Source organism: Hoeflea algicola (assembly GCF_026619415.1).
GTDB lineage: Bacteria > Pseudomonadota > Alphaproteobacteria > Rhizobiales > Rhizobiaceae > Hoeflea > Hoeflea algicola.
Window position 1 is genome coordinate 54,308 of record NZ_JAOVZR010000001.1, and the last position, 24,215, is coordinate 78,522.

Genomic DNA, 24,215 nt, shown 5'->3' on the forward strand with positions numbered 1-24,215 from the left:
CAGAAAAAGAAGGCGGTACATGGACATGCCGGACTACTTACCGGCAACTGTGGCTAATTCCAGACACGTTTGCCGCAGTCCAATCAATAATTGGTGAGAAGATGCAGCCGTGCGTGCCTGCCGACTATTGCCCCCGCCCTTTGCCAACAACCGGCGACTGGGCTGAGTCATTGCTGACGAATGCTGACAGCATGTCTTTGCTACATGGCGCTCATCGCCAACAATCCAATCAGGAGATCCGCCATGCTCACGCTTTACCATTCCCCTCGTTCGCGTTCCTCCCGCATCGTCCGCTTGCTCGACGAACTCGGTGTTCTCGATCAGGTCGAGATCCGCATCGTCAGTATTGCGCGCAACGATGGTTCCGGCGGTGCCGACCCGGCCAATCCGCATCCCGAAGGCAAGGTGCCGCTTCTGGTCCATGATGGAGTGGCGATCTGGGAAACCAGCGCCATCATCCTCTACTTGACTGACCTGTTTCCTGATGCCGGTCTTGGTCGTGTTGTCGGTGCGGCCGACCGCGGCACTTATTTGAGTTGGCTCGCCTGGTATGGCGACGTTGTCGAACCGGTGATCGTTTGTGCTGCAGCAGGCATCTCCCATCCCTTTCTCGACGCCACCTTTCGCGGCGTTCCCGAAGTTGTCGCCCGGCTCTCGGCGCAACTGTCGAAAACGCCCTATCTGCTGGGCGAGGCATTCTCGGCGGCCGATTTGCTGCTGGTCTCGCCCTATGTCTGGTTCCCCGAAGCCACGCCCGACGTGGCATCGATCAAGGACTGGATCGCCCGCTGCCAGGCGCGGCCGGCAGATCAGCGGATCATGGATTTTGATGCGGCCCATATGACTGCATAGCCTGCATATGTCACGGACCACGTGATCTGCCGGACCTCGGTGGCCTGTTCCCGAGGCTTCTGGCCGCTCTAACCAACCTGGATGGTTAAGTGATGCTTAACAAGGAAAGCCTCGATAAAACAATTTGTTAGGGTGGGCATGCTCGGCCCACCCTTCGATTGACCGATGTTTCAACCAGTTCGCCAGGCGTGAACGCAACCTTATGCACGCTGCGGCGTTGGGTCCTGAAGCTGAAGCCGTGCGGGGGGCCGCAACGATTTCAGATCTTGGCAGCTCAAACAGGCGATGTGCCTGCACAATGCTGCTTGCTCTCGCGCCATGAGATATTGGCGGGACTGGTTGAAGGACTTTTCGATGCCTATTCAGAATGCCGCACAGAAAAATGCATCCAATTACCTGACCAGAATGGCTCTTGAACAGCAGGATCGGAAATGGGAACGGCGTGACTGCAACGTCCTGATCAACATCCTTTTCATGCTCAAGGGAGTGCGCCAGATCGACAAGGCACAATTGCGTGTCTTCAATATCTCCGAGGGCGGGTTACTCGCCACATCACGTCGCCGCGATATTCCGGATCATTTCTACATCAGCATCGGTGACAAGCAGTTGCGCATCGCTTGCGCTGTCGTCGCGCGGAAAGATGACATGCTGCATATCCGTTTCCTTAACGACCTGCCGACCGTTTTCGTCGATGTTGTCGCGTCCCTGCAGGATCCCTTCGCGCTTCTCGAGGAAATTCGGCCGGCATTGTATGGTCTGGAAGGATACGTTGATTGACCTGATCGGGCGCCTGATCTCCGGTTACCGGTCAGTTTGACGTACGGCCGCTGGTAAGGCTGCTGTGGTGCGCGACGGTCCGTGTGCGATATAAAATCTTTTTCAAATCGCTTGAAATCTCTGCGGCTCTTTACAATGCGGCGCGCACGCTCAAAATGCGCGGCACCATTTCGAGATTCCCGGAGAGTATCAATATGACCGCTTGCATCATCGGCTGGGCCCACACGCCCTTTGGCAAACACGCTGACGAGACTGTTGAAAGTCTTGTCACCAAAGTGGCGCGTGAAGCCATCGAACATGCCGGGCTCGAAGCCTCCGACATCGACGAGATTTACCTTGGCCATTTCAATGCCGGCTTCTCGGCCCAGGATTTCACCGCCAGCCTGGTGCTGCAGGCCGATGATGATTTCCGCTTCAAGCCCGCCACCCGCGTTGAAAACGCCTGCGCCACCGGTTCCGCTGCCGTCCATCAGGGCATCAAGGCCATTCGCGCCGGTGCTGCCCGCCGGGTGCTGGTGGTCGGTGTCGAGCAGATGACGACGACGCCGGGCCCGCAGATTGGCGCCAATCTGCTCAAGGCCTCGTACCTGCCCGAAGACGGCGAAACGCCGGCCGGCTTTGCCGGCGTGTTCGGCAAGATCGCCGACGGCTATTTCCAGAAATATGGCGACCAGTCCGATGGTCTGGCGGCGATTGCTGCCAAGAACCACAAGAATGGCGTCGATAATCCCTGGGCGCAGATGCGCAAGGATCTGGGCTTCGAGTTCTGCCGCACCGAAAGCGACAAGAACCCCTATGTCGCCGGTCCGCTCAAGCGCACCGACTGTTCGCTGGTTTCCGATGGCGCCGCAGCGGTGGTGCTGTCTGATGTCAACACCGCCATGCAGGCGCCGCGCGCGGTCCTGTTCCGCGCCGCCGAGCACGTGCAGGACTTTCTGCCGATGTCCAAGCGCGACATTCTTTCCTTTGAAGGCTGCGCGCTGGGCTGGAAGCGGGCTTTCGCCAATTCGAAAATCTCGCTCGACGATCTCTCCTTTGTCGAGACCCATGATTGCTTCACCATTGCCGAACTGATCGAGTATGAGGCGATGGGTCTGGCCAAGCCGGGGCAGGGTGGTGATTTTGCCATGAGCGGCGAAACCCAGAAGGACGGCCGCCTGCCGGTCAATCCGTCCGGCGGTCTCAAAGCCAAGGGCCACCCGATCGGCGCCACCGGCGTCTCCATGCACGTGCTTTCTTCGATGCAACTGACCGGCGAGGCCGGCGGCATCCAGGTCAAGGATCCGACGCTCGCGGGCATCTTCAACATGGGCGGCGCCGCGGTCGCCAATTACGTCTCCATCCTCGAGCGGATCCGGTGAGTTCTGGCCTCGCCGGCCACATCATCGTCACTGGCGGTGCATCCGGCATCGGCGAGGCCGCCGTTCTGGCATTGATCGATGACGGCGCCGCCGTCACCATTCTCGACGCCAGCGCTGACGCTGTCGCCCGCGCCGAAGACCGGCTCTCGGGCGAGGATGTGCTGGCGCTGGTCTGTGATGTCACCGACGAGGAGGAAGTGGCCGAGTGCCTGTCGCAGGGCGTGGACACCTTCGGCCCCGTCACCGGGCTGGTCAATTGCGCCGGTATCGCCCGCGATATGGCCGCCGAGAAGACCAGTGCGGAGTTGTTCCGCCAGATCCTCGACGTCAACCTGACCGGCAGTTTCATATTGTGCCGTGCGTGCCTCGACCAGATGGGCGACACGCTGTCTATCGTCAATCTGGCCTCGGTGTCGGGCATACGCGCCAATGTGGGTCGCGTCGCCTATGGCGCCTCAAAGGCCGGCGTCATCATGATGAGCCAGGTGCTCGCCAATGAATGGGGCGCCAGCGGCGTCCGCGTCAATGTGGTGGCGCCCGGACCGATCGATACGCCGCTGATCTCGAAACTGCACACCGCCGACGACCGCAAGGCCTGGGCCCCCAAGATCCCGCTGGGCCGCTATGGTCGCCCCGAAGAAGTCGCCGCCGCGATCCTGTTCCTGCTTTCGCCCGCCGCAAGCTACATCAACGGCCATGTGCTCACCGTCGATGGCGGCTTTTCCTCCTCGGGAATCATTGCCGGGCGGTAAGCGAGACAGCCCGCGAAAGCGGTTTTCTGTCAATTCATGGCAATACCGGACAAGCCCGAAAATTTGACAGTTTCGGAAAATCCCACCTATCCTCCATGATCCTGCGGCGTCGGTCCGAAAAGCCGGGCGGGATTGTGCAAGAGGCGTGACGCGACTGTCCAAAAGGGTGATCTTGATGCGCACGACCTGATGCGCGGTGCCCTTGCAAGGAGGGCACATGGATTACGAGACACTCGATCCCGAAGACTGGGCCAACATCCAGCAATTGGCCCATGCCCTGGTTGATCGCGCCGTCGATTATACCTCCAAGGTAAGAGACCGGCCGGTCTGGCGCGACATGCCCGGGGACATCCGTGATCGGTTTCTTACCGCAGCACCGCAGACCGCCACGCCCTTGGAGGACATCCTGCGCGATGTCGACGAGACGGTGATGGCCTATCCGATGGGCAACATCCATCCACGCTTTTGGGCCTGGTATATGGGAACCAGCAATTTCACCGGGGCCATGGCCGATTTCATGGCTGCCATCCAGGGCTCCAATCTTGGCGGCGGCAACCATGCGGCGGCACTGATGGACCATCAGGTTGTTCAATGGCTTCGTGAAATGGTTGGCATGCCTGAGGGCTCGAGCGGTACTCTGGTCAGCGGCGGCTCGGTCGCCAATCTGATCGGGTTGACGATTGCCAGGAACACAAAGGCCGGCATTGATGTTCGTGAGGAAGGCCTGATGGCCTTGCCCAAGCCCCTGCGGTTTTATGGCTCCGACCAGATGCACGGCTGTCACCGTCAGGCGATCGAGACGCTCGGATTGGGAAACCGGGCGCTGCGCCGGATCCGCACCGGCAGCGATCTGGCCATGGATCTGGATGCGCTGAAAGCCGCCGTCGCAGACGATCGTGCAAAAGGCTTTGTACCAGCCTGCGTCATAGCCACTGCCGGAACCGTCAACACCGGCGCTTTCGACAATCTTGCGGCGATTGCCGATTTTTGCCACGATCAGGACATCTGGTTTCATGTCGACGGCTGCATTGGCGCGTTGGTCGCCATTGCCCCGGAAAATCGCTGGCGGGTGGAAGGGATCGACCGTGCGGATTCAGTGGCGCTTGATCCGCACAAATGGCTGCATGCGCCCTTTGAGGTCGGCTGTGCGCTGATCCGCTCCAGAAGCGCGCATTTGGCAACGTTCTCGGCAACATCGGAGTATCTGGAAGTTACAAAACGTGGAGTGGCTGCTGCGCAATGGCTTCATGATTTCGGGATCCAGACATCGCGTGGGTTTCGCGCGCTCAAGGTGTGGATGTCGTTGCGCGAGCATGGGGTCAGGAAATTCGGGCGGATGATCGATCAGGACATTGCCAAGGGCGCTTACCTGTCAGGCTTGGTGGAGCAGGCAGACAATCTGCATTTGATGTTCCCGACCAACATCAACATCGTCTGCTTTCGTTGCGATCCGGGGGGCCTGGATGAAGCGGCGCTCAAATCGCTCAACATAGAAATCATGCTGCGCCTGCAGGAAAACGGAATTGCCGTGCTGTCGGATACGACGGTGAATGGCCAACATTGCCTGCGTGCCGCGATCAACAATCACCGGACACGCAACGACGATCTCGAATTGCTGGTTCGCGAGGTGCAGAACCTTGCCAAGGCTGTTCTGGGAGAAGCCGGCAATAACTGATGCGCGCCGGGATTGCTGAGCGGTAAGGGGGCGCCGCTGTGGTGATCAGGGTTGCGTGCTGTCAGGCAATGGCCTTGATGGCTGCAAAGGAACCAAATTGCGCCGCCCGAACGACACGCCGACCGCCGTCGCGCCAATCACCAGCACGATGCCCGCCCATTGCACGGGCGCGAACCATTCATTCAGCGCGATTGCCCCGACGGCGGTCGCCACCACCGGACTTGCCAGCGCCAGATAGACCGCGCTCGGGCCAAGCCGGCCAATGCCGCGGGTCCAGACGAAATAGGCAAACGCGGTACCCAGCAGCATCAGCCAGCCATAGCCCATGACTTCCTTAAGCCCCGGCACTGGTGGCAAGCCTTCAAAAAACAGCGCCACCGGAAGCAGCATCGCCCCGCCAAAGATCAGTTGCCAGGTGGTCGTCTCCAGCGGCGTGCCCATCCGTCCCCAGCGGTCGATCAGCACTGTGCCGACCGCCATCGACAGCGCCCCGCCGATGGCTGCGGCCGCGCCGATCGGGTCGGGTCGCGTTTCCGGCGACAGCACCAGCAGCCCGACCCCGACCACCCCGGCGACACCGGCAAGAATCTGCACCGGGTGCGGCGCGCGCCGCGCAAGCCATGCCGCGATCAGGATCACCACCAGCGGCTGGATCGCCCCCAGCGTTGCCGCCAATCCGCCCGGCATTCTGGCTGCGGCGATAAACAGCAACGCGAAAAAAACGGCGATATTGCTCGCGCCAATGGCGGCATGGCGTTTCAGCGCAGCGATGGGGGGAATGCGCGGATTGAGCGCCAGCAGAATAAGGCCGGCGGGCAGCGCCCGAAGCGCGCCGATCAGCAGCGGATGGTCCAGCGGCAGGGTTTCGGTGAACACGACATAGGTGGTGCCCCACAGCATCGGCCCCAAAATGGTAATCAGGATTGTGCGTAACATCGCAATTCGCTATCATTTGACGAAGAATATTTCGATGTCGAAATATAATCGAGTGAAAACCAAATGCAAGACCAATATCAAGTTTGGCGAAAATGACGAAACGACATGCAGATAAACCGGTACGAACCGGATCTACCCCGGCCGGCTCCACGCTGGATGGCATCCTCACCCAATGGCGCGCAGCTCGGCCTGATCTCGATTGCCGGCCGATGGTGGTGATCGGCCAGATCTGGCGCACAGGCCATCTGGCGACACGCGCCGTCGAGGCCAATCTCAAGCAGTATGATCTCGACATGGCGGGCTTTGACGTCTTGCTGACATTGCGCCGACAGGCCGATGGCAAAGCGATGACGCCCGGCGAACTCGCCCGCGACATGATGCTCTCGCCGCCGGCGATGACCAATCGCATCGACCGGCTCTCGGCCCATGGTCTGGTCGAACGCCATGCCGACCCCGATGACCGCCGCGCGCTGCGGGTGGCGCTCACCGAGGCCGGCCGGGCGATGGCCGATCAGGTGGTCGAAACCCATGTGGCCCTCGAGGAAAGCCTGCTCGAGGGCCTCTCCCAGGATGAGCGCAATCAGCTCGTCGCACTGCTGCAGCGGGCCGGCCAGTAGCCACTCTGCCTGTACCCCGATAGTCATCGAGACCGCGGGTTGTTCCCGAGAGGGATGGGTTCTCAGGGAATGCGGGCAAAGCCGAGAAGACGGGTGATCTTGTCGAACGTGTAGGAAAACACGTCGACACGCGATGACTTGTTGCCCTCGACCGTCCGCAACACGCCATCCTTGTAATCGAGCACCAGCCCAACATGGCCTTGCCAACCGGATGGCGAACCGCGCCACCAGACGATCACATCGCCGGGCAGCGGCGGGTCTGCCAGCGTCGGTTTCACCACCCAGCCTTTTTTCTTCAGTTGAGCAAGCACGTCGCGGGCGCCAACCGTGTATTTGAACGGCATCGGTTGCCCCGATTGGCTGAAGCACCAGCTGACAAAGCCTGCGCACCAGGATGATCCTTCCGGCGCAAGCCCATTGAGGTATTTCTTGACGAACGGCCCGCGATTGTTGCCGCCGACTTCGCAGGCACCGGCTGCGATCTCGCCAAGTGCCGCTGCCAATGCGCCGCGCGCGGTTGCCGATCGGCCACCCGATGGCGACAAAGCATGATTGTCGGCATTGCCTGCGTATTTGGGTGGGTCGCCCGCCATGCGCCGGGCGATTGCCGCGAGCGTGAGCGGGCCGGCTATACCGTCGACAACCAAAGGCCTGCCGGAGGAATCGACATTCTGCATCTGGAACGCTTTGACGGCCTTGTAGACCTCGTTGTCGAAATCCGCCGTTTCTCCGGCGAGATAGTAGCCCAGTGTCTCAAGATCACGGCAGAGCTTGCGCACTGGCTCGCCTGAGAATTTCCTTTTCAGAAACATCTGCTTCTCCTTTCATCCAATTCAACAGGCCGCGGCGCGCCAAAGGCGAAGCCCGGGCACCTGCTGAGAACTGCCGGGAAGTCCGCCCGCGGCATCACGATCGGCCCGCTTGTCGGGTCTCCCTTGTCAAGGATAAGCGGCGTCTGACGGGTGTGGATGAAACCGGCCCGCACCGGTTGCGCAGATTCCGAGTTTCTGCGATCACTCTCTCAATCAAGCGATCGCGCTTACGGTCGCCCCATCACAGCCGCGCCAGGAAGTCTCGCCATGCAAAATCCCGTTCTTGTTGAAGTTACCCGTGGCCAGATGGTGGAAAGCCGTCACCGCGGCATGGTGTCGGTCGTCGACAGTGATGGCGCCACGGTGATGGCGCTTGGCGATGTCGAAAGCCCGGTATTTCCCCGCTCGGCGGTCAAGTCGATGCAGGCGTTGCTGCTGGTCGAATCCGGCGCGGCGGACGCCTATGGCTTTGGCGACAAGGAACTCGCACTTGCCTGTTCATCGCATTCCGGCGAACCGGAACACATCGCGCTTGCCGGCCAGATGGTGGCGCGCGCAGGCCTGTCGGAGGCCGATTTTGAATGCGGGTCACACTGGAGCTTCGAGCCCAAGGTATTGATCGACCAGGTTCGCGCCGGTCCCAAGCCAAATCAGCTCGGCAACAATTGCTCGGGCAAGCACGCCGGTTTCCTGTGCCTGTCCTGCCACGCCGGCGTCGATCACCACGGCTATGTCGGCTATGATCATTTCGTCCAGTCGTCGATCCGCGATGTCATGGCCGATCTCACCGGCACACCGTTGGGCCATGACAATTGCGGCACGGATGGCTGCTCGATCCCCACCTATGCGTCCCCGCTTGCCAGCATTGCCCATGGCTTTGCCCGCATGGTCTCGGGCACGGGTCTCGGCCCCGAACGTGCCAAGGCCGCCAAACGTCTGATGGCGTCCTGCATGGCCGAACCGTTTTATGTCGCGGGCACCGGGCGCGCCTGCACCGAGCTGATGCAAATGGCGCCGGGTCGGATCTTTGCCAAGACCGGTGCCGAAGGCGTGTTCTGCGCGACGCTTCCGGAGAAGGGCTATGGAATCGCGCTCAAATGCGAGGATGGCGCCACCCGCGGTGCCGAAGCCATGATCGGCGCGGTGCTGGCCAAACTGTTTGCCGATGATGAAGAGTTGTCATCCAGGCTTGCCGATTGGTCGCGCAAGACGATGAAAAACTGGAACGGCATCGAAGTAGGCCACATCCGCCCGGCAGGCGACCTGGCCTGATCCGGTTGCTCCAGGCAAGGGGCGGCGTGCCGCTTGGCCTTGAACCATTGGTGCGCGGCCTCTATGTCGGGTGACTGGCTCGTTGCGAGCCCCGTGCATTCCGACCCTGGAGTTCTCCTTGTCCGTATTCAAGAATCTGCCTGCAGCCCCGGTTGCTGAAAAGCGCCCGGTCACCGATACCCGTCATGGCGTCACCCGTAGCGACGACTATGCCTGGATGCGCGATGACAACTGGCAGGTCATGTTCAAGGACCCGTCTTTGCTCGATCCGGCGATACGGACTCATCTGGAAGCCGAAAATGCCTATAACCAGGCAGCCATGGCCGACACCGAGGCCTTGCAGAAGACCCTGTTTGCCGAAATGCGCGGCCGCATCAAGGAAGATGACAGTTCGGTGCCCGCACCCGATGGGCCATGGCTTTACGGCGTCCGCTTCATCACCGGCGGTGAGCAACCCAAATATTTTCGCATCCCCCGCGATGGCGGCGACGAACAGATCATGCTCGATGGCGATCTGGAGGCCAAGGACAAGGCCTATTTCCGGCTGGCCGGCACCGGCCACGCGCCCGATCACGCTGCAATGATCTGGGGCTATGACGACAAGGGCTCGGAATTCTACACCCTCAAGGTGCGTGATCTGAAAACCGGCGAGGACCATCCCGATCTGGTCGAAAACACCGGCGGTGGCGGCGCCTGGAATGCATCGAGCAATGGTTTCTTCTACACCGCCGTTGATGACAACCACCGCCCCAACAAGATCTTTCACCACCGCCTGGGAACTGCCCAGTCGGAAGACGTACTGATCCACGAGGAAACCGATTCCGGGTTCTTCATGGGCGTTTCCGGCTCGCGGCTCGATGATTTCGTCTTCATCGACATCAATGATCACGAGACCTCGGAATGCTGGGTGATGCCGGCTGGCGACCCGACCGCAAAACCGAAACTGGTGGCCGAACGGCAAACCGGCGTTGAATATTCGCTCAGCGAAGGCGGCGACGTGTTCTTCATCCTCACCAATGCCGACGGCGCCAAGGATTTCAAGATCATGGCCGCGCCGGTGGAGGCGCCGGAGCAGGCCAACTGGCGCGAAGTGGTGCCGCACAAGCCGGGCCGGCTGATCCTCTCGGTCAGCGCCTACCGCAATCATCTGGTCTGGATGGAGCGCGAAAACGGGCTGCCGCGCATTGTCATTCAGGATCGCACAACCGGTCAGGAGCACGCCATTGCGTTTGACGAGGAGGCCTATTCGCTCGGCTTTCACGGCGCCATGGAATACGACACCGAGGTGGTGCGCTTCAGCTATTCCTCGATGACCACGCCGTCCGAACTTTACGATTACAACATGACCACGCGCGAGCGCACATTGCTCAAGCGCGATGAAGTTCCCTCGGGCCACAATCCGGACGATTACATCACCCGCCGCATCATGGCGCCCTCGTTGGGCGGGGCCGAGGTGCCGGTGACGCTGCTCTACCGCCGCGACACGCCGCTTGATGGCACCGCACCTTGCCTGCTCTATGGCTATGGGTCCTACGGCATTGCCATTCCCGCGAGCTTCAACACCAATTGTCTGTCGCTGGTCGATCGCGGCTTTGTCTATGCCATTGCCCATATCAGGGGCGGCAAGGAAAAGGGCTTTGGCTGGTATGAAGAGGGCAAGCGCGAAAAGAAGGCCAATACCTTCCACGATTTCATCGCCGCCGCCCGCTGCCTGGTCGGCGAAGGCTTCACATCACACGACCGTATCGTTGCCCAGGGCGGTTCCGCCGGCGGCATGCTGATGGGGGCGGTTGCCAACATGGCGCCCGAAGCGTTTGGTGCGATCATCGCCGCGGTACCGTTTGTCGATGTGCTCAACACCATGCTCGACGACACTCTACCGCTGACCCCGCCCGAATGGCCCGAATGGGGCAATCCGATCCTCTCGCATGAGGATTACAAGGTGATCGCCAGCTATTCGCCCTATGACAATGTCACGGCGCAAGCCTATCCGCCGATCCTTGCCGTGGCAGGCCTTACCGATCCGCGCGTGACCTACTGGGAACCCGCCAAATGGGTTGCCCGATTGCGTGAGATGTCGACCAGCAAGGCGCCGGTGCTGTTCAAGGTCAACCTGGCCGCCGGCCACGCCGGCGCCTCGGGCCGGTTTCAGCGGCTCGAGGAAATCGCCTTTGAATATGCATTCGCGCTCAAGGTGGTGGGCAAGGCGTGAACCGCGATCACCCTCGGTGAAACTGCCCCGGAACTGGACAAAATCGACGATCGTTAAAATTTGAGCGAAACGATTAAGCGGATGCTTATGGACCTCGGTGTATTTGATCTCCAATGATCTTTTATCCGAATTGGGGGCCAACCATGGCCAAGTCGATATTGAAGTCGAAATTCAGGGATTTGCTCCGCAAAAAGAATGGCAACTTTGCCATGATGGCGGCGCTCACCCTTCCAGTCATGTTCATGGCTGGAAGCCTCGCGGTCGACACCACCAACGTGCTGTCGATGAAGACCCGTCTGCAGAACGCGGTCGACAGTGCGGCGCTGGCCACAGCGACGCGGCTGCTGCAGGAAGATAATCTGACCGCTGTTCAGGCCAAGGAATTTGCCGAAAAGTTCCTTGATGGTCAGATCGAGGAGGATCTGTCCGCCTTTTCCAACATGTCGGTCAAGCCCACGGTGACCGTGCTTCCTGTAACGATCGACAACGGCGTTGTCTGGAAGGTCTCGATTTCATTGGTAGGAACCCAATCACTGACGCCGATGGCGCGCATGATGGGCAAGGAGAACCTGTCGGTCAACGTCGTCGGCAAAGCCGAAAGCGGCTCGGCCGGCTCTCAGGGATCGTTCTCTATGGCCCTGGTTCTTGACCAGTCCGGATCGATGGGTTGGAATTTGGGCGGTCTGATGAAGATCATCGTGCTCAAGACTGCTGTCAACAGTCTGACGACACAGTTTGCCACAGCCGACCCGGATAGAAAATATGTGCGGGTAGGGGCTGCAAGCTACAGTTCCTACTTGAAGAGCACCCAAAAATTGAGCTGGAATCCCACCAAGCTGAGCGATTTTGCCAATGGGCTGTGGGCCGATGGCGGTACCGATTCGACTGATGCGTTCAGTTGGGCCTATGACAGCGTTACGGCAAACAAGGAAATCAGGCGGCACGAGAGGAAAAGTGGTCAAGTACCGAAGAAATTTATCGTATTTATGACAGATGGCGATAACAACTACAAATCCGCTGATACATCTACAATGAAATTGTGCAACGATGCCAAGAATGATGGTGTGGTTATATACAGTGTTGCGTTTGCAGCGCCCAAACGAGGCAAGGAGTTGCTGGAGTATTGCGCTTCCTCGAGCTCGCATTTCTTCGACGCCAAGAATAGTGCCGAATTGATATCGGCCTTTGAGAATATCGGTCTGCAGACTTCGGAAGTGGTTTCGCGTCTGACCCAGTAACCCGACTGGGTTGACGTGGCAGAGCCGGTCGCTCGCCCCGCGATTTTCGTATGCTCCGCTATGCCCTCGACCTCCGGATCACTATCGAGCGTGATCTGAAGGCCGAGGGCATCGTCCGTTTTAGATCGCCCTCACGATCCACTTTCTGCGCCCATGCCGCCTCTGCTTTAACGCTCGCAGATTGCGTCCCGAAATCGGATAAACGATAAAATGCGAGCAAAGCGATTAAGCCGTTGCTCATGGACCTGAGTGTATCTGGAAAGCAGTCAACTGTAACCGGATTGAGGTCCACCATGGCCAGGTCAATTGTGAAGTCGAGTTTCAGGAAATTTCTTCGCAACAGGAACGGCAATTTTGCCATGATGGCGGCGATCACGCTTCCGGTTCTGTTCATGGCTGGAAGCCTCGCGGTCGACACCACCAACGTCATGTCGATGAAGACCCGTCTGCAGGATGCGGTCGACAGCGCCGCGCTGGCCACAGCGACGCGGCTGCTGCAGGAAAAGGACCTGACCGCGGTTGAGGCCAAGGCCTTTGCCGAAAAGTTCCTTGACGGCCAGATCGAGGAAGATCTGTCTGCCTTTTCCAACATGTCGGTCAAACCCATCGTCACCGTGCTTCCGGTAACCTTGAAAAACGGTGTCGTCTGGAAAGTGTCGATATCATTGGTAGGCACCCAGTCGCTGACGCCGATGGCCCGCATGCTCGGCAAGGACGAGATGTCGGTCAACGTGGTTGGCATGGCCGAAAGCGGCTCCGAATCCTCCAAGGGATCGCTGTCGATGGCTCTGGTGCTCGATAAATCCGGTTCGATGGGCTGGACCATGGACGGGCTGATCAAGATGACCGTGCTCAAGACCGCCGTCACCGGTCTTCTCACGCAGTTCGATCTGGCCGATCCGGACATGAAATTTGTCCGCCTGGGCGGGGTCAGCTACGACACTCAGGTAGACTCGAAGCAGAAGCTCAAATGGGGCACGAAATCTACCGGAAAATTTGTCGCCAAGCTGAGCGCCGAGGGAGGGACCGACTCGTCGGATGCCTTTGAATGGGCCTATGAACAGGTCACGGACAATAATGAAGACAAGGAACACCTGAAGGAAAGCGGGCAGGTGCCAACAAAATATATTGTCTTCATGACCGATGGTGACAATAATTACAATTCGGCGGATACATCGACGAAATTGCTGTGCAACACAGCCAAAAAGAATGGCGTAATTGTCTACACGGTCGCCTTTGCGGCGCCAACACGCGGCAAGGAACTGCTTTCCTACTGCGCCACCTCCAGCGCGCATTTCTTTGATGCCAAGAACAGCGTCGAATTGGTCGCGGCCTTCAAGAACATCGGTCAGCAGACCTCGGAAGTCGTCTCGCGCCTGACCCAATAGCCTGACTGGATTGACATGGCGGGCGAACCTCTCGCCGGCGATTTTGGTATCCTCCGCAATGCGCCCGGCCTCCGGATCTCCATCGAGCGTGATCTGATGGCCGGGGGCAGCGCCGTTCCAGGCGGCCCACACACGGTCCAATCTCTGCGCCCATGCCAGCCTGTGTATTCGCCCCCGGTGATTGCCGCCGGAAATCGGACAATCGTTAAAAGGTGAGTGAAGCAATTACAACGAAGCTCATGGGTCTCGGGGTATTGTTCATCAGTAAATTTCAAACCGGAATTGGGGAACAGCCATGACCAGGTCGATGATGAAATCGAAATTCTGCGATCTGCTTCGCAAGAAGAATGGCAATTTTGCCATGATAGCTGCGCTCACCCTGCCGGTGATGTTCATGGCTGGAAGCCTCGCGGTCGATACCACCAATGTGCTGTCGATGAAGACCCGGCTGCAAAACGCCGTCGACAGCGCTGCTCTGGCAACCGCAACTCGGTTGCTGCAGGAAGAGAACCTGACCCCTGTGCAGGCCAAGGCCTTCGCGGAAAAGTTTCTCGACGGCCAGATCGAGGAGGACATGTCCGTCTTTGCCGGTATGTCGGTAAAACCGACAGGTAATTACCCACCCCCGAATTCGTGATTTCCGGTTCTTCTACCGGCCTATGCCAGGACGGATGCGATGACCTGGAAGGGGTTTGCGCCTTTGAGGCGGGCGGTGTCGATGGTCGTGCGTACATCCGCCTCGGCTTGGGCGGCCCACATGGCGCGATATCCGTTTGTCACCTTTCGCTGAATGACCCATGGACGGAGCTTTCGCTCAGATGTGTTGTTGGTGACATCGACTTCTCCGGGATAGTCGCAAAACGTCAGCAGCTGATCGCGGGCCCGCCCGATCTTGGCCTGGAGCTTTTGGGCCAGGTCGCACGAAGTCGGGGCGCATAGAAGCCCGGCAAGCTGTTTATCGAATTTGCGCTTCTTGCTTGCGACGGTAGACGCAGCGAATGTGCTTATGGCTCTGGCGAAATCAAACACACGGCCAAACCAAAGCTGGAAGCGAAGAGGGAGATCATCCTCGCCATGTTCCAGCGCAAAGGCTGTATCACGCGCCAAATGTGCAAGGCAGGTTTGATGTCGATGGCCGTGAGATTGCTGGGCTGAATACCGATCAGATATCCATACCTCGGGGACATGGCCGCCCATGGTCTCGTGAACGACCCGTGCTGCACGGGAGTAATCGGGCTGGTGGACAACAGCATCCTTGCAATGAAAAACCCAGTGTTGGGCATTTGTGCCCTCGATACGCACACCGGTTTCGTCGCTGGCGACAACGCGGGCGGCTCGAAGGCTGGCCTTGGCGGCCTGTGCTGTGGCCTGGAAGCTCGGACGGGAGCGGGAAAACATGTTCATGATCGCGCCCTCGCTCACATTAAGGCCGAAGATATCCATGAACACACCGCTCAGGCGTTCGTAAGACAATGCATGGAAACTCTTGAGGTAGATCGCCAGCGCGTGAATGCCTGGCCCGAACGGCGTTGCGGTTGCCACGGCAGGTGCGGTGGCTTTTGTTGTCGTGCCGCATTGCGGGCAATGACAGGAAAAACGCCGATGCCGGGTGACATGAGGACGGATCGCAGGAATATCGATCTCGTCATAGGCCCCGGCCAGCACCATCGTATCATCACCGGAAAACGCATGGCCGCATCTCTTGCAGGCGGTCGGTTCATGATCGCGAAACATGTCGGCAAAATCCGCCAGCACCCTATTGTGGGGTTCATGCCCGGGCTTGGCTCCACCCGGTCGTGAGTTGACGCGTTTCTCTTTCTTGTCCGTCGAGGGCGGCTTGGAAGACGTCCGAGAATCCTTGGAAGGCCGTTGGAGCCGAAGCACCATCTCGATCAATTCGTCCTTGCTCAGCTGCTGCAAATCAGTCCGATCCATATCATCATGGATTCAGACATTGTGGTGCATGGCAAGGGGGTGGGTAATTACACCGACAGTAACCGTGCTTCCGGTGACGGTGAACAATGGTATCGTCTGGAAAGTCTCGATCTCCATGGTCGGCACCCAGACGCTGACGCCGATGGCGCGGATGCTCGGCAAAACGGAGCAGGCGGTCAATGTCGTCGGCAAGGCGGAAAGCGGCCAGGCTGGCTCCCAGGGCTCGTTCTCGATGGCGCTGGTTCTTGACCAGTCCGGATCAATGGGCTGGACACTGGGCGGCGTGCAGAAGATCAGCGTGCTCAAAAGCGCGGTTCGCGGCCTCGTCGATCAGATCAAGGCCGCAGACCCGAAGCGGAAGTATACCCGGATCGGCGGTGCCAGCTATGCCTCCTCCCTCAAGGGAAAACAGAAACTGAACTGGAACCCCAACAAGCTCATGGGCTTCGTCAATGGTGTCACGGCCGATGGCGGAACCGATTCAACCGACGCCTTCAACTGGGCATTTCAAAGCGTGACAGCGCTGAGCGAAGACCAATTGCATGAACAGATGAGCGGCCAGACTCCGACGAAATTCATCGTCTTCATGACCGATGGCGATAACAACTACACCTCGGCCGACACCTCGACCATGAAACTGTGCGATGCCGCCAAACAGAAGGGCGTCGAGATCTACAGCGTTGCCTTTGCCGCGCCCACCCGTGGCAAGGCCCTGTTGTCCTATTGCGCCTCATCGAGCGACAAGTTTTTCGACGCGCAGAACAGTTCCGATCTGATCTCGGCCTTCGAAAACATCGGTCAGCAAACCGCGGAAGTCGTCTCGCGCCTGACCCAATAGGGCCTGCCAGGCGATCGCCAGATCACCCGACCACTACCCGCCCGCGTCACTCCCAGCCATTGGGCCGCGCCGGCAGGGCCTTGAGATAGGCGGCGATCGCATCCCGGTCGCTGCTTTCCAGTTTCGCCATGTTGGCCTGAACCTCGACCATCGAGCCGCCGACACTGTCGAAATCCGGCGTAAAGCCGCTTTCCAGGTAATAGGCGATATCGGACGCGCTCCAGTCCTTGATCGACTTGCCGCCCGGCGTCAGGTTGGGAATGATGCCCTTGCCCTCGGGGTTGGGCGCCCCCGATAGCCAGGCGCCAACGACAAACCCGCCGATCAGGTTGCGCGGCGTGTGGCATTCGCCGCAATGGCCCGGCCCCTCGACCAGATATTGCCCGCGCACCAGTTGCGCGTTGGTCTGGTCAACGCTTTCGCGTGGCGCATCGGTGACGAACAACAGCTTCCAGCCGCCCAATAACCGGCGGATATTGAACGGAAATCCGACTTCGTGCGGCAACGAGGCGACATCGCTCTCGGGCAACGTGCCCATAAACGCAAACAGGTCGGCCACGTCGCGGTCGCTCATCCGTGTGTAGGAACCATAGGGGAAGGTGGGATAATAGTGCCCGCCTTCGGGCGAAACCCCGGCCAGCAGTGCGTTGGCAAAATCAGCCACCGACCAGGAGCCGATGCCCGCCTGCGGATGCGGCGAGATGTTCGGGCCGATAAAGGTGCCGAAATCGCTCGTCAGCCGAACCCCGCCCGACAGCACCAGCCGGGCCTCGTCCTTGGCGCCGGGGGCGGCATGGCACGAGGCGCAACCGCCCGCCCAGAACAGCGTTTCCCCGGCTTCCGCATTGCCTTCAAGCGCGGCAATCGCCTCCAGCCGTTCGGCCTTGAGCGGTTTTGGCTGGGTCAGCACCAGACCGATTGTGGCGGCTGCCACAGCGGCAACCCCGACCCCAATGGCAAGCGCCGCCCGGTTCACGGGCGGCGTCCTGTCGTCAATGCCAGATATCGGTTTGCCGGCATCAGCTCTTCTTCAGGCGATAGGTCTCGTGGCAGGCGCCGCAATTCTTGGTCAGCGGACCGAAAACGGCCTTCAGCGCATCCAGATCGGCCGGAGCTGCGGCCAGCGCGGCGTCGGCGTCGGTCTTGTATTTGGCAAGGGCCGCGTCAAAACCGGCACGATCGCTCCAGATGGCCGGCGCGGCCTCGGTTTCAAACCCGGTTTCCGAGCCTTCGGGGAAATATTCGCCAAAGCTTCCTGCCACTTCGCTGATCGAGGTCAGCGCTGCCAGCACGGCATCGGCATTGAAATCGGCTTCACCCTTGACCATCTTGGCCATGGCGCCCACGGCGCCGCCGTTCTTCTTCATCAGTTCCTGGCGGACGACCTGCGGTTCGTCGGCGGCGATGGCTGGTGAAAATGCGGCCGAGCCGATCAGCGCAGCGGCAAAAAGGGTCTTGAAATTCATGCGGTTACTCCCGTTTGGTAATCCATGGATGGTTGGCCCCTTATGCGATGATTGCATGGTTCGGGCCGAATGAAAGTCACAAGTTAGTGAACACTGTGTCACTCGCTTCAAACATCGTGGCCGGGGCCAAAGGCCCCCGGCAGGCATCTACAGCACAAAAAACCCGGCAAATTTGCCGGGTTTGATGTTGTCAGTCGTCATCAACGCAAACTGTTCAGACTGCCGCCTCGTACATTTCGGCGACATGATCCCAATTGATCAGATTGTCGACGAAGGCTTCGAGATATTTCGGCCGGGCGTTGCGGTAGTCGATGTAGTAGCTGTGCTCCCACACGTCGCAGCCCAGGATTGGCTTGGCGCCATGCATCAGCGGGTTTTCGCCGTTTGGCGTCTTCATCACTTCCAGCTTGCCATTCTTGACCGCGAGCCAGGCCCAGCCCGAGCCGAACTGGGTGGCGCCGGCATTGATGAAATCGGCGCGGAACTTGTCGTAACCGCCGAGGTCGGACTCAACCGCCTTGGCAAGCGCGCCCGGAAGCGACTTGCCGCCGCCGCCCTTCTTCATCCACTGCCAGAAATGCAGGTGGTTGTAGTGCTGGCCGACATTGTTGATCAGCGCGGCGTTCTTCTCGTCATAAGCGGCCTTGCAGATTTCTTCCAGCGACTTGCCGGCAAGGGCCGAGCCTTCCAGCGCCTTGTTGCCGTTGGTGACATAGGCCTGGTGGTGCTTGTCATGGTGAAACTCGAGCGTCTCGCGCGACATGTAAGGCGCCAGTGCGTCGTAGTCATAGGGCAGGTTTGGCAGTTCGAGGGCCATGGGGGTCTCTCCTCTAGAAAATTGAAGTGGCGGCGGGGTGTTCCCGCGTCGTCGCCCGAACATAGGCGCGCGCTTCCACGCAGGCAACGGGGTGGCTCCAAAAAGGTTCCGGATTCGGGGCAAGTGGTGTTTTGGTGGCGTGCGGAAGCTGTCGGGCGCAAGGCCTGAACACGGTCGGTGGGGTGTTGTGCTGTTCGCCGCGCTTCCGTCCAACGCTTTGCCTTTCCTTTCAAGGGAGAGGGAAAACGCCCCGTTCGGCTCAAGCGTCAGAACAGACTGTGTAACCAGCTTGAGCGGATAAGGTTTGGCAGGGGTGGTTTTGCGCCTCTTGCCGCCGTTCGATTGGTCCTTCACGAACGACCGCTTTGTGCCCTCTTAACGGACGTTCCTGATTTTGGGCCGAACTACTGAAAGCCGCCGTTCGCGCACTCCGCAGGAAGGTCGCGACAGGGCGGGAAGTGTGAATTCGCCGCAACTGCGCAGAGGTTATGTCAGTTTACGAAAGCGGACATCCGTGCGACGGAAATTCACTCTGTGATGTTGCGTGGCGCATGACTCGCTCCGAGTCCTTTGCAGACCTGAAGAAAGGAAAAGCATCTCGGCTTTATGGCAAGCGTGGGATGAACCAAGCCAGGCCTTGGTGGGCCAGCGATCTGCGTGAGTGGCTTCGAATGATCACCAGTTCGACGGACTTCTCCCTGGCGTTACGCTGCTCGAGCAGCGTAACTGACGGCGCATGGTCAAATCACGACTCCGGCCGCCAAGACGATCGATTTGGCGGCCTCACGCGCCAATTGTGCCACAGTCAGAGCGAACCAAAGTCGAAAAGGACTTGGCTTTCCACCTTGGATGATCTTGCTGTGTCAGAAGGCGATCCAAATGGGGATGCTGTTTAACATAACCCGTACGCACAAATAGTAACGTCGCCATCCGCTGGCTCGTTCCAGCTGAGGGGGTTTAAATTATTTTCTGAGGCCTGTGGCTTATGTAAACCTCTACCTTCAGCATTAAACTCCGTCATATCGTGGTTAAAGTAACACCTATGGCCCCCTGAGGAGGCAACCCAGGACCTTTCATAGTCGCCACCCTGGCGGGACGTCAGTTTGACCACACGCGAGGTCCCATCGGTGATGATCCAATATCCTTTGCTCTCGCCCGGCTGGAGAGTATAATCTACCAAGTTATTGCTCGGCTGATTTTGAATCTGCATACGCCAAACATACTGCGAATTATTATAAACATGCCGCTCGCAATGGGCATAAGCTGACGCAGAACCTGCAACCATCGCGATGGCAAACGCGGCCATAAATGCGGGAAGCCCAGCGGTTGGCAAGTGTTTTAGAACCGTCGGAGAATTATGAATTGTGGAAAACATGTCGTATACCTCATGATTGATATAAAAATATTTGCACGTGAGAATATATATTTCCGCACAACTTCAGGTGCCCAGTAACGCCGAACAGGTACATTTCAGAGCGAAAACCGGATTCTGGTTCAGGTCACAGGCTTCCCCAATGACACCGGCTGCCGGATTATCGCGGCGTGCACTCGCCGATGGACACATCAGCGCACACCGAGCCATCCATCCATACAGCCCGGGACAGGTTTGCCCCGGCCATCCGCACCTGTTGCAGACTTGCCCCGTAGAGGTTCGCCTCGGTCAGGTTTGCCCCTTCCAGGGTCGCCCCATCCAGCGTCGCCCCTTCCAGGGTCGCCCCATTCAGCTTCGCCCCGGACAGGTTTGCGCTTTCCAAGTCTGCATCCCCTAGTTTGGTCCCGGAGAGATTGGCCCCGGACAGGTTCGCATCTCGTAGGTCGGAGTTGGAGAGGTTTGCTCCGGACAGGTTCGTTCCCGACAGGTCCCGCGACTTCAGTACCTTACCGCTCCAATCGCATTCATGAAAATCATTAGCGTCCACGACCGGAAAACCACAGGCCATAACAGCACTGGACGTGGTCCCGAGCGAAACAATAACTGTAGCAATAAAATTCAAATATTTCATCGACTTCTCCCTATTCAATGTTGGTCGTAGTCGACATCTTTTCAAAAGCCGATGGCGCACACTGCGCACAAACCCCCGCAGATAGCAAATCAGACACGGCACGCTCACCATGAAGCGGAAACGTCCTAATCGCTAATGGACATTAGCTCCCGCTATCAACTCATGGCAGGGCAGGTTCAGCGGCGCTTACCAAACGCAAGCGGCGCAGTTATACGACAGCCTTCAAGCGTCGGGTCGTGGCCGAGACGATGGAGCCGGGTGCGTCGGTCGCGGAGGTCGCGAGGCGACATGGGCTAAACGCCACACGGTGTTTCTCTGGCGTGGCGATCCACAGGCATGGCTCACCTGGGTCCTCGGCCGTATCGCCGATCATAAGATCACTCGTATCGACGAGCTGCTGCACTGGAGTTACGCTTCTCAAGCAGCGTAACTCGAAAATCCTTCACCTCTCTAGAGAGAATTCGCATAACGGGCGCTTTCCGTCAGCATTTTGCCCGACAAATAGCCAAGGTTAATTCGTCCTCTGCCTCACTAATGTATTCAATACTTGAATCTACATATCTGCAACCCTCAATGCATATTGTATATTTCTGCATCTTCTTGGCTTTAGCAATACTTTCGATTTTGTCATTTATCCTTTTGTTTTCATTATCGCCTTGTGGTTCGTCCGACCTCGCCTGAACTCCCGATCCGCCAACTAACACAAACAGGCACGCCGATGATATTAGCATCATCGGGCTGCATTTTATGGAACTCTTCATTGTATACCTCTTTTGCTAATTAATTAAATATTGCTACTGGATGTCTTTGTTGTACTGACTTCCCACCGCCTGAGCCTAGGTCCCGGTCGTTATGTTGGATTTATATTTGCTAATACCCAACCGTTGGTTCCCTCAGATTTTCCCCTTTACCCCTCTTCCGATGAGAACTTTTTCACAATTATATACGTGACAAAAGTGACCGATTCGGCACTTCCGTCACGGGGCTAGGGATAGTTCCTATGACGGAAGACAAGAAGACGGAGAAAATGGAGGCTCTGGCACTATTGATTTATAAGGCGTTAGAGGAATCTGATCCGGAGGCGTACATGGGTGATTTTGACACGGCTTACCCTGTAACGATTGACGGTAAGGTCAATCTTTTGGTCGCTGCTCGTTTTTTGGCTGAGCGCATTGAATAACAAGCTTATAAACTGAGAGAAGTTTTTCGTAGTTCTCTGCGGTCACATCAAACCGTAATAGCTCCCCACGCCTAGTGGTTATGAACGTACGGTCGTCAAAGAAATCTTGGATGAGTGCCGTTGCCCCCTTAGCCTTTTTGAGGCTGCCCTTGTTGATTGGGGCCTTATGGAGGTTTGCGCCCATCTTTCGTGTTATTTCCCCCTTGTGAGCTACCGCATGGCGGGTTTGTTTCCATTTTGGGAAATTTGATTCAAACAGTATCGTTGCTGGCGTGAATGGTTTGTCGGGGTTTGCGAAATGGCGAGTAAAAGAGCTGCCATCTGCCCATTGGGCTAACCCATCCAGGACATCGCTAAAATGGTACAGAGAGTTAATAGCTGAATGGGCAGCCATGACCGGCCACATGTTCACAACTCTCATCTGAGCCATGATCTGCTTGGACGTTTGGTTTTCGATTGTGTTTCTAAGTTTATTCGAGAGTTCTGAAATCCCGCTAAATGAATGGTCAGCAAGGGCTATTGCGGAGCGGAATGAATCCACCTCGCGATATGCGGAAGATATAAGCCTATCGAGTTTCGCTCGTTCTTCGATTTGCTCTCTGTTAAGATCCCCCCATACGAGCATAGGGAATAGAGGTTCTTCCATATTGGTATCCAATTCCATGAAAGATGATGACAAGAGCACCGAAGATAAACGCGATGCCGCATTGCGCCGCGCATTATCGACACCTCCGAAACCTAAACGGGAATCGGACAAGGCGAAAGCCGAGAAGAAAAAGGAAAAGCCCGCCAACAAGTGACGGGCTTCCATTTACAAGATCATGAGCAAGACAAGCATCACGGCCCGAAAGACCGTCTGCCAGCTTACCGTGACCTCAACAGTGAGCTTAATCATGGCTGTTTCCCCATGAAAAGGCCCGTGGCCACGGACAGGTTATCCGGAACCGAAACGTTTCAGCGATTTAAGCTAACTTGCCTTGCTCGTGCCGTCCGATTTCCCTGATACTGAATCGGGCGGCACTTCTTACTTGCAGCGCTTATAGCGTGTTTTCCTCAAAAGTAGGAGTCGCTTTGCCTTCTGCTTAGGCGTGACCGGCTTCACCAGTTTGATTATAGGTCAGCCGCTTGCCGGATGCGCCACGAATTGCATCTTCGGCGCGTTCACGGTCTGACACCTTGAGCGCGGTGCGGCGGTTATAACGGAAATCGAATTCAGCAAGGTAGCGGTGCAGATGGGCTTCGCCGCAATGCTGGTAAACACCGATCATGCCGCGTTTGAACACTGAAAAGACGTTCTCAATCGTATTGGAGTGAACGACCTTTTCGCCCTCGTATCGGACGTATTCCTTGGCGGAATGCTTCACGGTGCCGTGGGCTGCATATTCCTTACCTGTCTCGGTATAGAGGCGGCTTTCATCGGTGTAGAGGGTGGACTTGCGGTCTGCATTGCGGACCAGAACGTCGCGGACGGTGTCCTTTGTGGCGTCGTTCAAATGGAACATGCGGGCTTTACCGCCACGCTCGACCAGACCAACAACTATACGCTTCTGTGCGCCGCCGGACTTGCCCTTCTTTGTGAAGGGGCGGCCCTTGCGCTGTGCAGACACGCGGGGTGTCTCACGCTTGCCGATGTAAGTTTCATCGGCTTCCACGGTCTTGCCTTCACCACCGAGAGGACCGGAGGACTTAACGTCTTCCTTCATGGCTTCGCGGATGCGATGGGCCATAAACCAAGCTGTTTTGTATGTGACGCCAAGCATACGGTGCAACTGGTGCGCGGACATACCCTTCTTGGACGCAGCAAACAGGTGGAACGCAAACACCCACTTCGACAGCGGAACCTTGGACCGCTCCATAACAGAACCCACGGTCACGGTGAACTGACCGCCGCATTCATTGCAATAGTACAGGCCCTTGCGGTGCGTCTGCTTCTTGCCTTCGACCTTGGCGATCTTGTCCGGGTCGATATTGCCGCAATGCGGGCAATTCGGACCATGCGGCCAGCGGATAGCCTCAAGATGAGCGCGGGCTTTGTCTTCGTCGTGAAACATCGGATCTGTGAGATTTGTCATGTCTAAACTCAT

Annotated in this window: 23 protein-coding genes and 2 pseudogenes; 15 read left to right on the forward strand and 10 right to left on the reverse strand. The window is 58.1% G+C overall.

Annotated features, from left to right (window positions below):
- Positions 1 to 243 precede the first annotated feature (243 nt).
- The 5 genes from OEG84_RS00270 to OEG84_RS00290 all read left to right on the forward strand — a co-directional run bounded on the left by OEG84_RS00270 (position 244) and on the right by OEG84_RS00290 (position 5,417).
- On the forward strand, positions 244 to 852 hold the full coding sequence (locus OEG84_RS00270) for a glutathione S-transferase family protein (RefSeq protein ID WP_267651879.1): 609 nt from the start codon (positions 244 to 246) through the stop codon (positions 850 to 852).
- 354 nt (positions 853 to 1,206) lie between these two features.
- On the forward strand, positions 1,207 to 1,629 hold the full coding sequence (locus OEG84_RS00275) for a hypothetical protein (RefSeq protein ID WP_267651880.1): 423 nt from the start codon (positions 1,207 to 1,209) through the stop codon (positions 1,627 to 1,629).
- A 194-nt stretch (positions 1,630 to 1,823) separates the two neighbouring features.
- On the forward strand, positions 1,824 to 2,990 hold the full coding sequence (locus OEG84_RS00280; RefSeq protein WP_267651881.1) for an acetyl-CoA acetyltransferase: 1,167 nt from the start codon (positions 1,824 to 1,826) through the stop codon (positions 2,988 to 2,990).
- Positions 2,987 to 3,742 carry an SDR family NAD(P)-dependent oxidoreductase gene (locus tag OEG84_RS00285; protein WP_267651882.1) on the forward strand — a complete coding sequence of 252 codons (756 nt, stop codon included), beginning with the start codon at positions 2,987 to 2,989 and terminating at the stop codon, positions 3,740 to 3,742. Before OEG84_RS00280 ends, OEG84_RS00285 begins: the two co-directional genes overlap by 4 nt.
- A gap of 217 nt (positions 3,743 to 3,959) precedes the next feature.
- Positions 3,960 to 5,417 (forward strand): pyridoxal phosphate-dependent decarboxylase family protein, encoded by a 1,458-nt coding sequence (locus tag OEG84_RS00290; protein ID WP_267651883.1) that lies wholly within the window; start codon positions 3,960 to 3,962, stop codon positions 5,415 to 5,417.
- Between the two features lie 45 nt (positions 5,418 to 5,462).
- Here the strand turns inward: OEG84_RS00290 and OEG84_RS00295 are convergent, their stop codons facing one another.
- Positions 5,463 to 6,353, reverse strand: coding sequence for a DMT family transporter (locus OEG84_RS00295; protein ID WP_267651884.1), 891 nt, complete (start codon positions 6,351 to 6,353; stop codon positions 5,463 to 5,465).
- Positions 6,354 to 6,445: 92 nt separating this feature from the next.
- Here OEG84_RS00295 and OEG84_RS00300 point away from each other — a divergent pair, with 92 nt between their 5' ends.
- Positions 6,446 to 6,970 carry a MarR family winged helix-turn-helix transcriptional regulator gene (locus OEG84_RS00300; protein WP_267651885.1) on the forward strand — a complete coding sequence of 175 codons (525 nt, stop codon included), beginning with the start codon at positions 6,446 to 6,448 and terminating at the stop codon, positions 6,968 to 6,970.
- 62 nt (positions 6,971 to 7,032) lie between these two features.
- Here the strand turns inward: OEG84_RS00300 and OEG84_RS00305 are convergent, their stop codons facing one another.
- Complete coding sequence (locus OEG84_RS00305; protein ID WP_267651886.1) at positions 7,033 to 7,782, reverse strand: CHAP domain-containing protein; 750 nt, start codon at positions 7,780 to 7,782, stop codon at positions 7,033 to 7,035.
- Positions 7,783 to 8,049: 267 nt separating this feature from the next.
- Here OEG84_RS00305 and OEG84_RS00310 point away from each other — a divergent pair, with 267 nt between their 5' ends.
- The 5 genes from OEG84_RS00310 (at position 8,050) to OEG84_RS00330 (ending at position 14,529) form a co-directional block, all read left to right on the forward strand.
- A complete protein-coding gene (locus OEG84_RS00310; protein ID WP_267651887.1) occupies positions 8,050 to 9,054 on the forward strand; it encodes an asparaginase in 1,005 nt (334 codons plus the stop codon).
- Positions 9,055 to 9,172: 118 nt separating this feature from the next.
- A complete protein-coding gene (locus OEG84_RS00315) occupies positions 9,173 to 11,266 on the forward strand; it encodes a S9 family peptidase (protein WP_267651888.1) in 2,094 nt (697 codons plus the stop codon).
- Positions 11,267 to 11,409: 143 nt separating this feature from the next.
- Positions 11,410 to 12,504: a vWA domain-containing protein gene (locus tag OEG84_RS00320; protein WP_267651889.1), complete on the forward strand. Its 1,095-nt coding sequence runs from the start codon at positions 11,410 to 11,412 to the stop codon at positions 12,502 to 12,504.
- Positions 12,505 to 12,797: 293 nt separating this feature from the next.
- A complete protein-coding gene (locus OEG84_RS00325; RefSeq protein ID WP_267651890.1) occupies positions 12,798 to 13,892 on the forward strand; it encodes a vWA domain-containing protein in 1,095 nt (364 codons plus the stop codon).
- A gap of 295 nt (positions 13,893 to 14,187) precedes the next feature.
- Positions 14,188 to 14,529: a TadE/TadG family type IV pilus assembly protein gene (locus OEG84_RS00330; RefSeq protein ID WP_267651891.1), complete on the forward strand. Its 342-nt coding sequence runs from the start codon at positions 14,188 to 14,190 to the stop codon at positions 14,527 to 14,529.
- Between the two features lie 20 nt (positions 14,530 to 14,549).
- Here OEG84_RS00330 and tnpC read toward each other — a convergent pair whose 3' ends face one another.
- The gene (gene tnpC, locus OEG84_RS00335; protein WP_267651873.1) at positions 14,550 to 15,827 is read right to left on the reverse strand and encodes an IS66 family transposase; all 1,278 of its coding nucleotides are present in this window, start codon (positions 15,825 to 15,827) and stop codon (positions 14,550 to 14,552) included.
- 28 nt (positions 15,828 to 15,855) lie between these two features.
- On the opposite strand from tnpC, the gene OEG84_RS00340 reads away from it, so the two are divergent.
- A complete protein-coding gene (locus OEG84_RS00340; RefSeq protein ID WP_267651892.1) occupies positions 15,856 to 16,665 on the forward strand; it encodes a vWA domain-containing protein in 810 nt (269 codons plus the stop codon).
- 46 nt (positions 16,666 to 16,711) lie between these two features.
- Here OEG84_RS00340 and OEG84_RS00345 read toward each other — a convergent pair whose 3' ends face one another.
- The 5 genes from OEG84_RS00345 to OEG84_RS00365 all read right to left on the reverse strand — a co-directional run bounded on the left by OEG84_RS00345 (position 16,712) and on the right by OEG84_RS00365 (position 20,951).
- Positions 16,712 to 17,641 carry a cytochrome c gene (locus OEG84_RS00345; RefSeq protein WP_267651893.1) on the reverse strand — a complete coding sequence of 310 codons (930 nt, stop codon included), beginning with the start codon at positions 17,639 to 17,641 and terminating at the stop codon, positions 16,712 to 16,714.
- A gap of 43 nt (positions 17,642 to 17,684) precedes the next feature.
- Positions 17,685 to 18,131 carry a c-type cytochrome gene (locus tag OEG84_RS00350; RefSeq protein ID WP_267651894.1) on the reverse strand — a complete coding sequence of 149 codons (447 nt, stop codon included), beginning with the start codon at positions 18,129 to 18,131 and terminating at the stop codon, positions 17,685 to 17,687.
- 214 nt (positions 18,132 to 18,345) lie between these two features.
- On the reverse strand, positions 18,346 to 18,948 hold the full coding sequence (locus OEG84_RS00355; protein ID WP_267651895.1) for a superoxide dismutase: 603 nt from the start codon (positions 18,946 to 18,948) through the stop codon (positions 18,346 to 18,348).
- An 892-nt stretch (positions 18,949 to 19,840) separates the two neighbouring features.
- The gene (locus OEG84_RS00360) at positions 19,841 to 20,323 is read right to left on the reverse strand and encodes a hypothetical protein (protein WP_267651896.1); all 483 of its coding nucleotides are present in this window, start codon (positions 20,321 to 20,323) and stop codon (positions 19,841 to 19,843) included.
- Positions 20,324 to 20,480: 157 nt separating this feature from the next.
- A complete protein-coding gene (locus tag OEG84_RS00365; protein WP_267651897.1) occupies positions 20,481 to 20,951 on the reverse strand; it encodes a pentapeptide repeat-containing protein in 471 nt (156 codons plus the stop codon).
- Positions 20,952 to 21,157: 206 nt separating this feature from the next.
- Here OEG84_RS00365 and OEG84_RS00370 point away from each other — a divergent pair.
- From OEG84_RS00370 to OEG84_RS00380, 3 genes and pseudogenes are all read left to right on the forward strand, one after another.
- A pseudogene (locus tag OEG84_RS00370) lies at positions 21,158 to 21,244 on the forward strand (transposase); the annotation flags it as partial.
- Positions 21,245 to 21,276: 32 nt separating this feature from the next.
- A pseudogene (locus OEG84_RS00375) lies at positions 21,277 to 21,381 on the forward strand (transposase domain-containing protein); the annotation flags it as partial.
- A gap of 570 nt (positions 21,382 to 21,951) precedes the next feature.
- The gene (locus OEG84_RS00380) at positions 21,952 to 22,131 is read left to right on the forward strand and encodes a hypothetical protein (RefSeq protein ID WP_267651898.1); all 180 of its coding nucleotides are present in this window, start codon (positions 21,952 to 21,954) and stop codon (positions 22,129 to 22,131) included.
- Here OEG84_RS00380 and OEG84_RS00385 read toward each other — a convergent pair.
- Both OEG84_RS00385 and OEG84_RS00390 read right to left on the reverse strand, forming a co-directional pair.
- Positions 22,085 to 22,942, reverse strand: a complete 858-nt coding sequence (locus OEG84_RS00385; protein WP_267651899.1) for a hypothetical protein — start codon at positions 22,940 to 22,942, stop codon at positions 22,085 to 22,087. The genes OEG84_RS00380 and OEG84_RS00385 overlap by 47 nt on opposite strands.
- Before the next feature lie 271 nt (positions 22,943 to 23,213).
- Positions 23,214 to 24,203 (reverse strand): IS1595 family transposase, encoded by a 990-nt coding sequence (locus OEG84_RS00390; protein ID WP_267656037.1) that lies wholly within the window; start codon positions 24,201 to 24,203, stop codon positions 23,214 to 23,216.
- Between the last annotated feature and the right edge of the window lie 12 nt (positions 24,204 to 24,215).

Excerpts from the sequence above, each read along its gene's own strand:
- OEG84_RS00270 (WP_267651879.1), top strand. The coding sequence starts at position 244 with ATGCTCACGCTTTACCATTCCCCTCGTTCGCGTTCCTCCCGCATCGTC.
- OEG84_RS00275 (WP_267651880.1), top strand. The coding sequence starts at position 1,207 with ATGCCTATTCAGAATGCCGCACAGAAAAATGCATCCAATTACCTGACC.
- OEG84_RS00280 (WP_267651881.1), top strand. The coding sequence starts at position 1,824 with ATGACCGCTTGCATCATCGGCTGGGCCCACACGCCCTTTGGCAAACAC.
- OEG84_RS00290 (WP_267651883.1), top strand. The coding sequence starts at position 3,960 with ATGGATTACGAGACACTCGATCCCGAAGACTGGGCCAACATCCAGCAA.
- OEG84_RS00295 (WP_267651884.1), bottom strand. The coding sequence starts at position 6,353 with ATGTTACGCACAATCCTGATTACCATTTTGGGGCCGATGCTGTGGGGC.
- OEG84_RS00300 (WP_267651885.1), top strand. The coding sequence starts at position 6,446 with ATGACGAAACGACATGCAGATAAACCGGTACGAACCGGATCTACCCCG.
- OEG84_RS00305 (WP_267651886.1), bottom strand. The coding sequence starts at position 7,782 with ATGTTTCTGAAAAGGAAATTCTCAGGCGAGCCAGTGCGCAAGCTCTGC.
- OEG84_RS00310 (WP_267651887.1), top strand. The coding sequence starts at position 8,050 with ATGCAAAATCCCGTTCTTGTTGAAGTTACCCGTGGCCAGATGGTGGAA.
- OEG84_RS00320 (WP_267651889.1), top strand. The coding sequence starts at position 11,410 with ATGGCCAAGTCGATATTGAAGTCGAAATTCAGGGATTTGCTCCGCAAA.
- OEG84_RS00325 (WP_267651890.1), top strand. The coding sequence starts at position 12,798 with ATGGCCAGGTCAATTGTGAAGTCGAGTTTCAGGAAATTTCTTCGCAAC.
- OEG84_RS00330 (WP_267651891.1), top strand. The coding sequence starts at position 14,188 with ATGACCAGGTCGATGATGAAATCGAAATTCTGCGATCTGCTTCGCAAG.
- tnpC (WP_267651873.1), bottom strand. The coding sequence starts at position 15,827 with ATGGATCGGACTGATTTGCAGCAGCTGAGCAAGGACGAATTGATCGAG.
- OEG84_RS00340 (WP_267651892.1), top strand. The coding sequence starts at position 15,856 with ATGGCAAGGGGGTGGGTAATTACACCGACAGTAACCGTGCTTCCGGTG.
- OEG84_RS00350 (WP_267651894.1), bottom strand. The coding sequence starts at position 18,131 with ATGAATTTCAAGACCCTTTTTGCCGCTGCGCTGATCGGCTCGGCCGCA.
- OEG84_RS00355 (WP_267651895.1), bottom strand. The coding sequence starts at position 18,948 with ATGGCCCTCGAACTGCCAAACCTGCCCTATGACTACGACGCACTGGCG.
- OEG84_RS00360 (WP_267651896.1), bottom strand. The coding sequence starts at position 20,323 with ATGTTTTCCACAATTCATAATTCTCCGACGGTTCTAAAACACTTGCCA.
- OEG84_RS00365 (WP_267651897.1), bottom strand. The coding sequence starts at position 20,951 with ATGAAATATTTGAATTTTATTGCTACAGTTATTGTTTCGCTCGGGACC.
- OEG84_RS00380 (WP_267651898.1), top strand. The coding sequence starts at position 21,952 with ATGACGGAAGACAAGAAGACGGAGAAAATGGAGGCTCTGGCACTATTG.
- OEG84_RS00385 (WP_267651899.1), bottom strand. The coding sequence starts at position 22,942 with ATGGAAGCCCGTCACTTGTTGGCGGGCTTTTCCTTTTTCTTCTCGGCT.
- OEG84_RS00390 (WP_267656037.1), bottom strand. The coding sequence starts at position 24,203 with ATGACAAATCTCACAGATCCGATGTTTCACGACGAAGACAAAGCCCGC.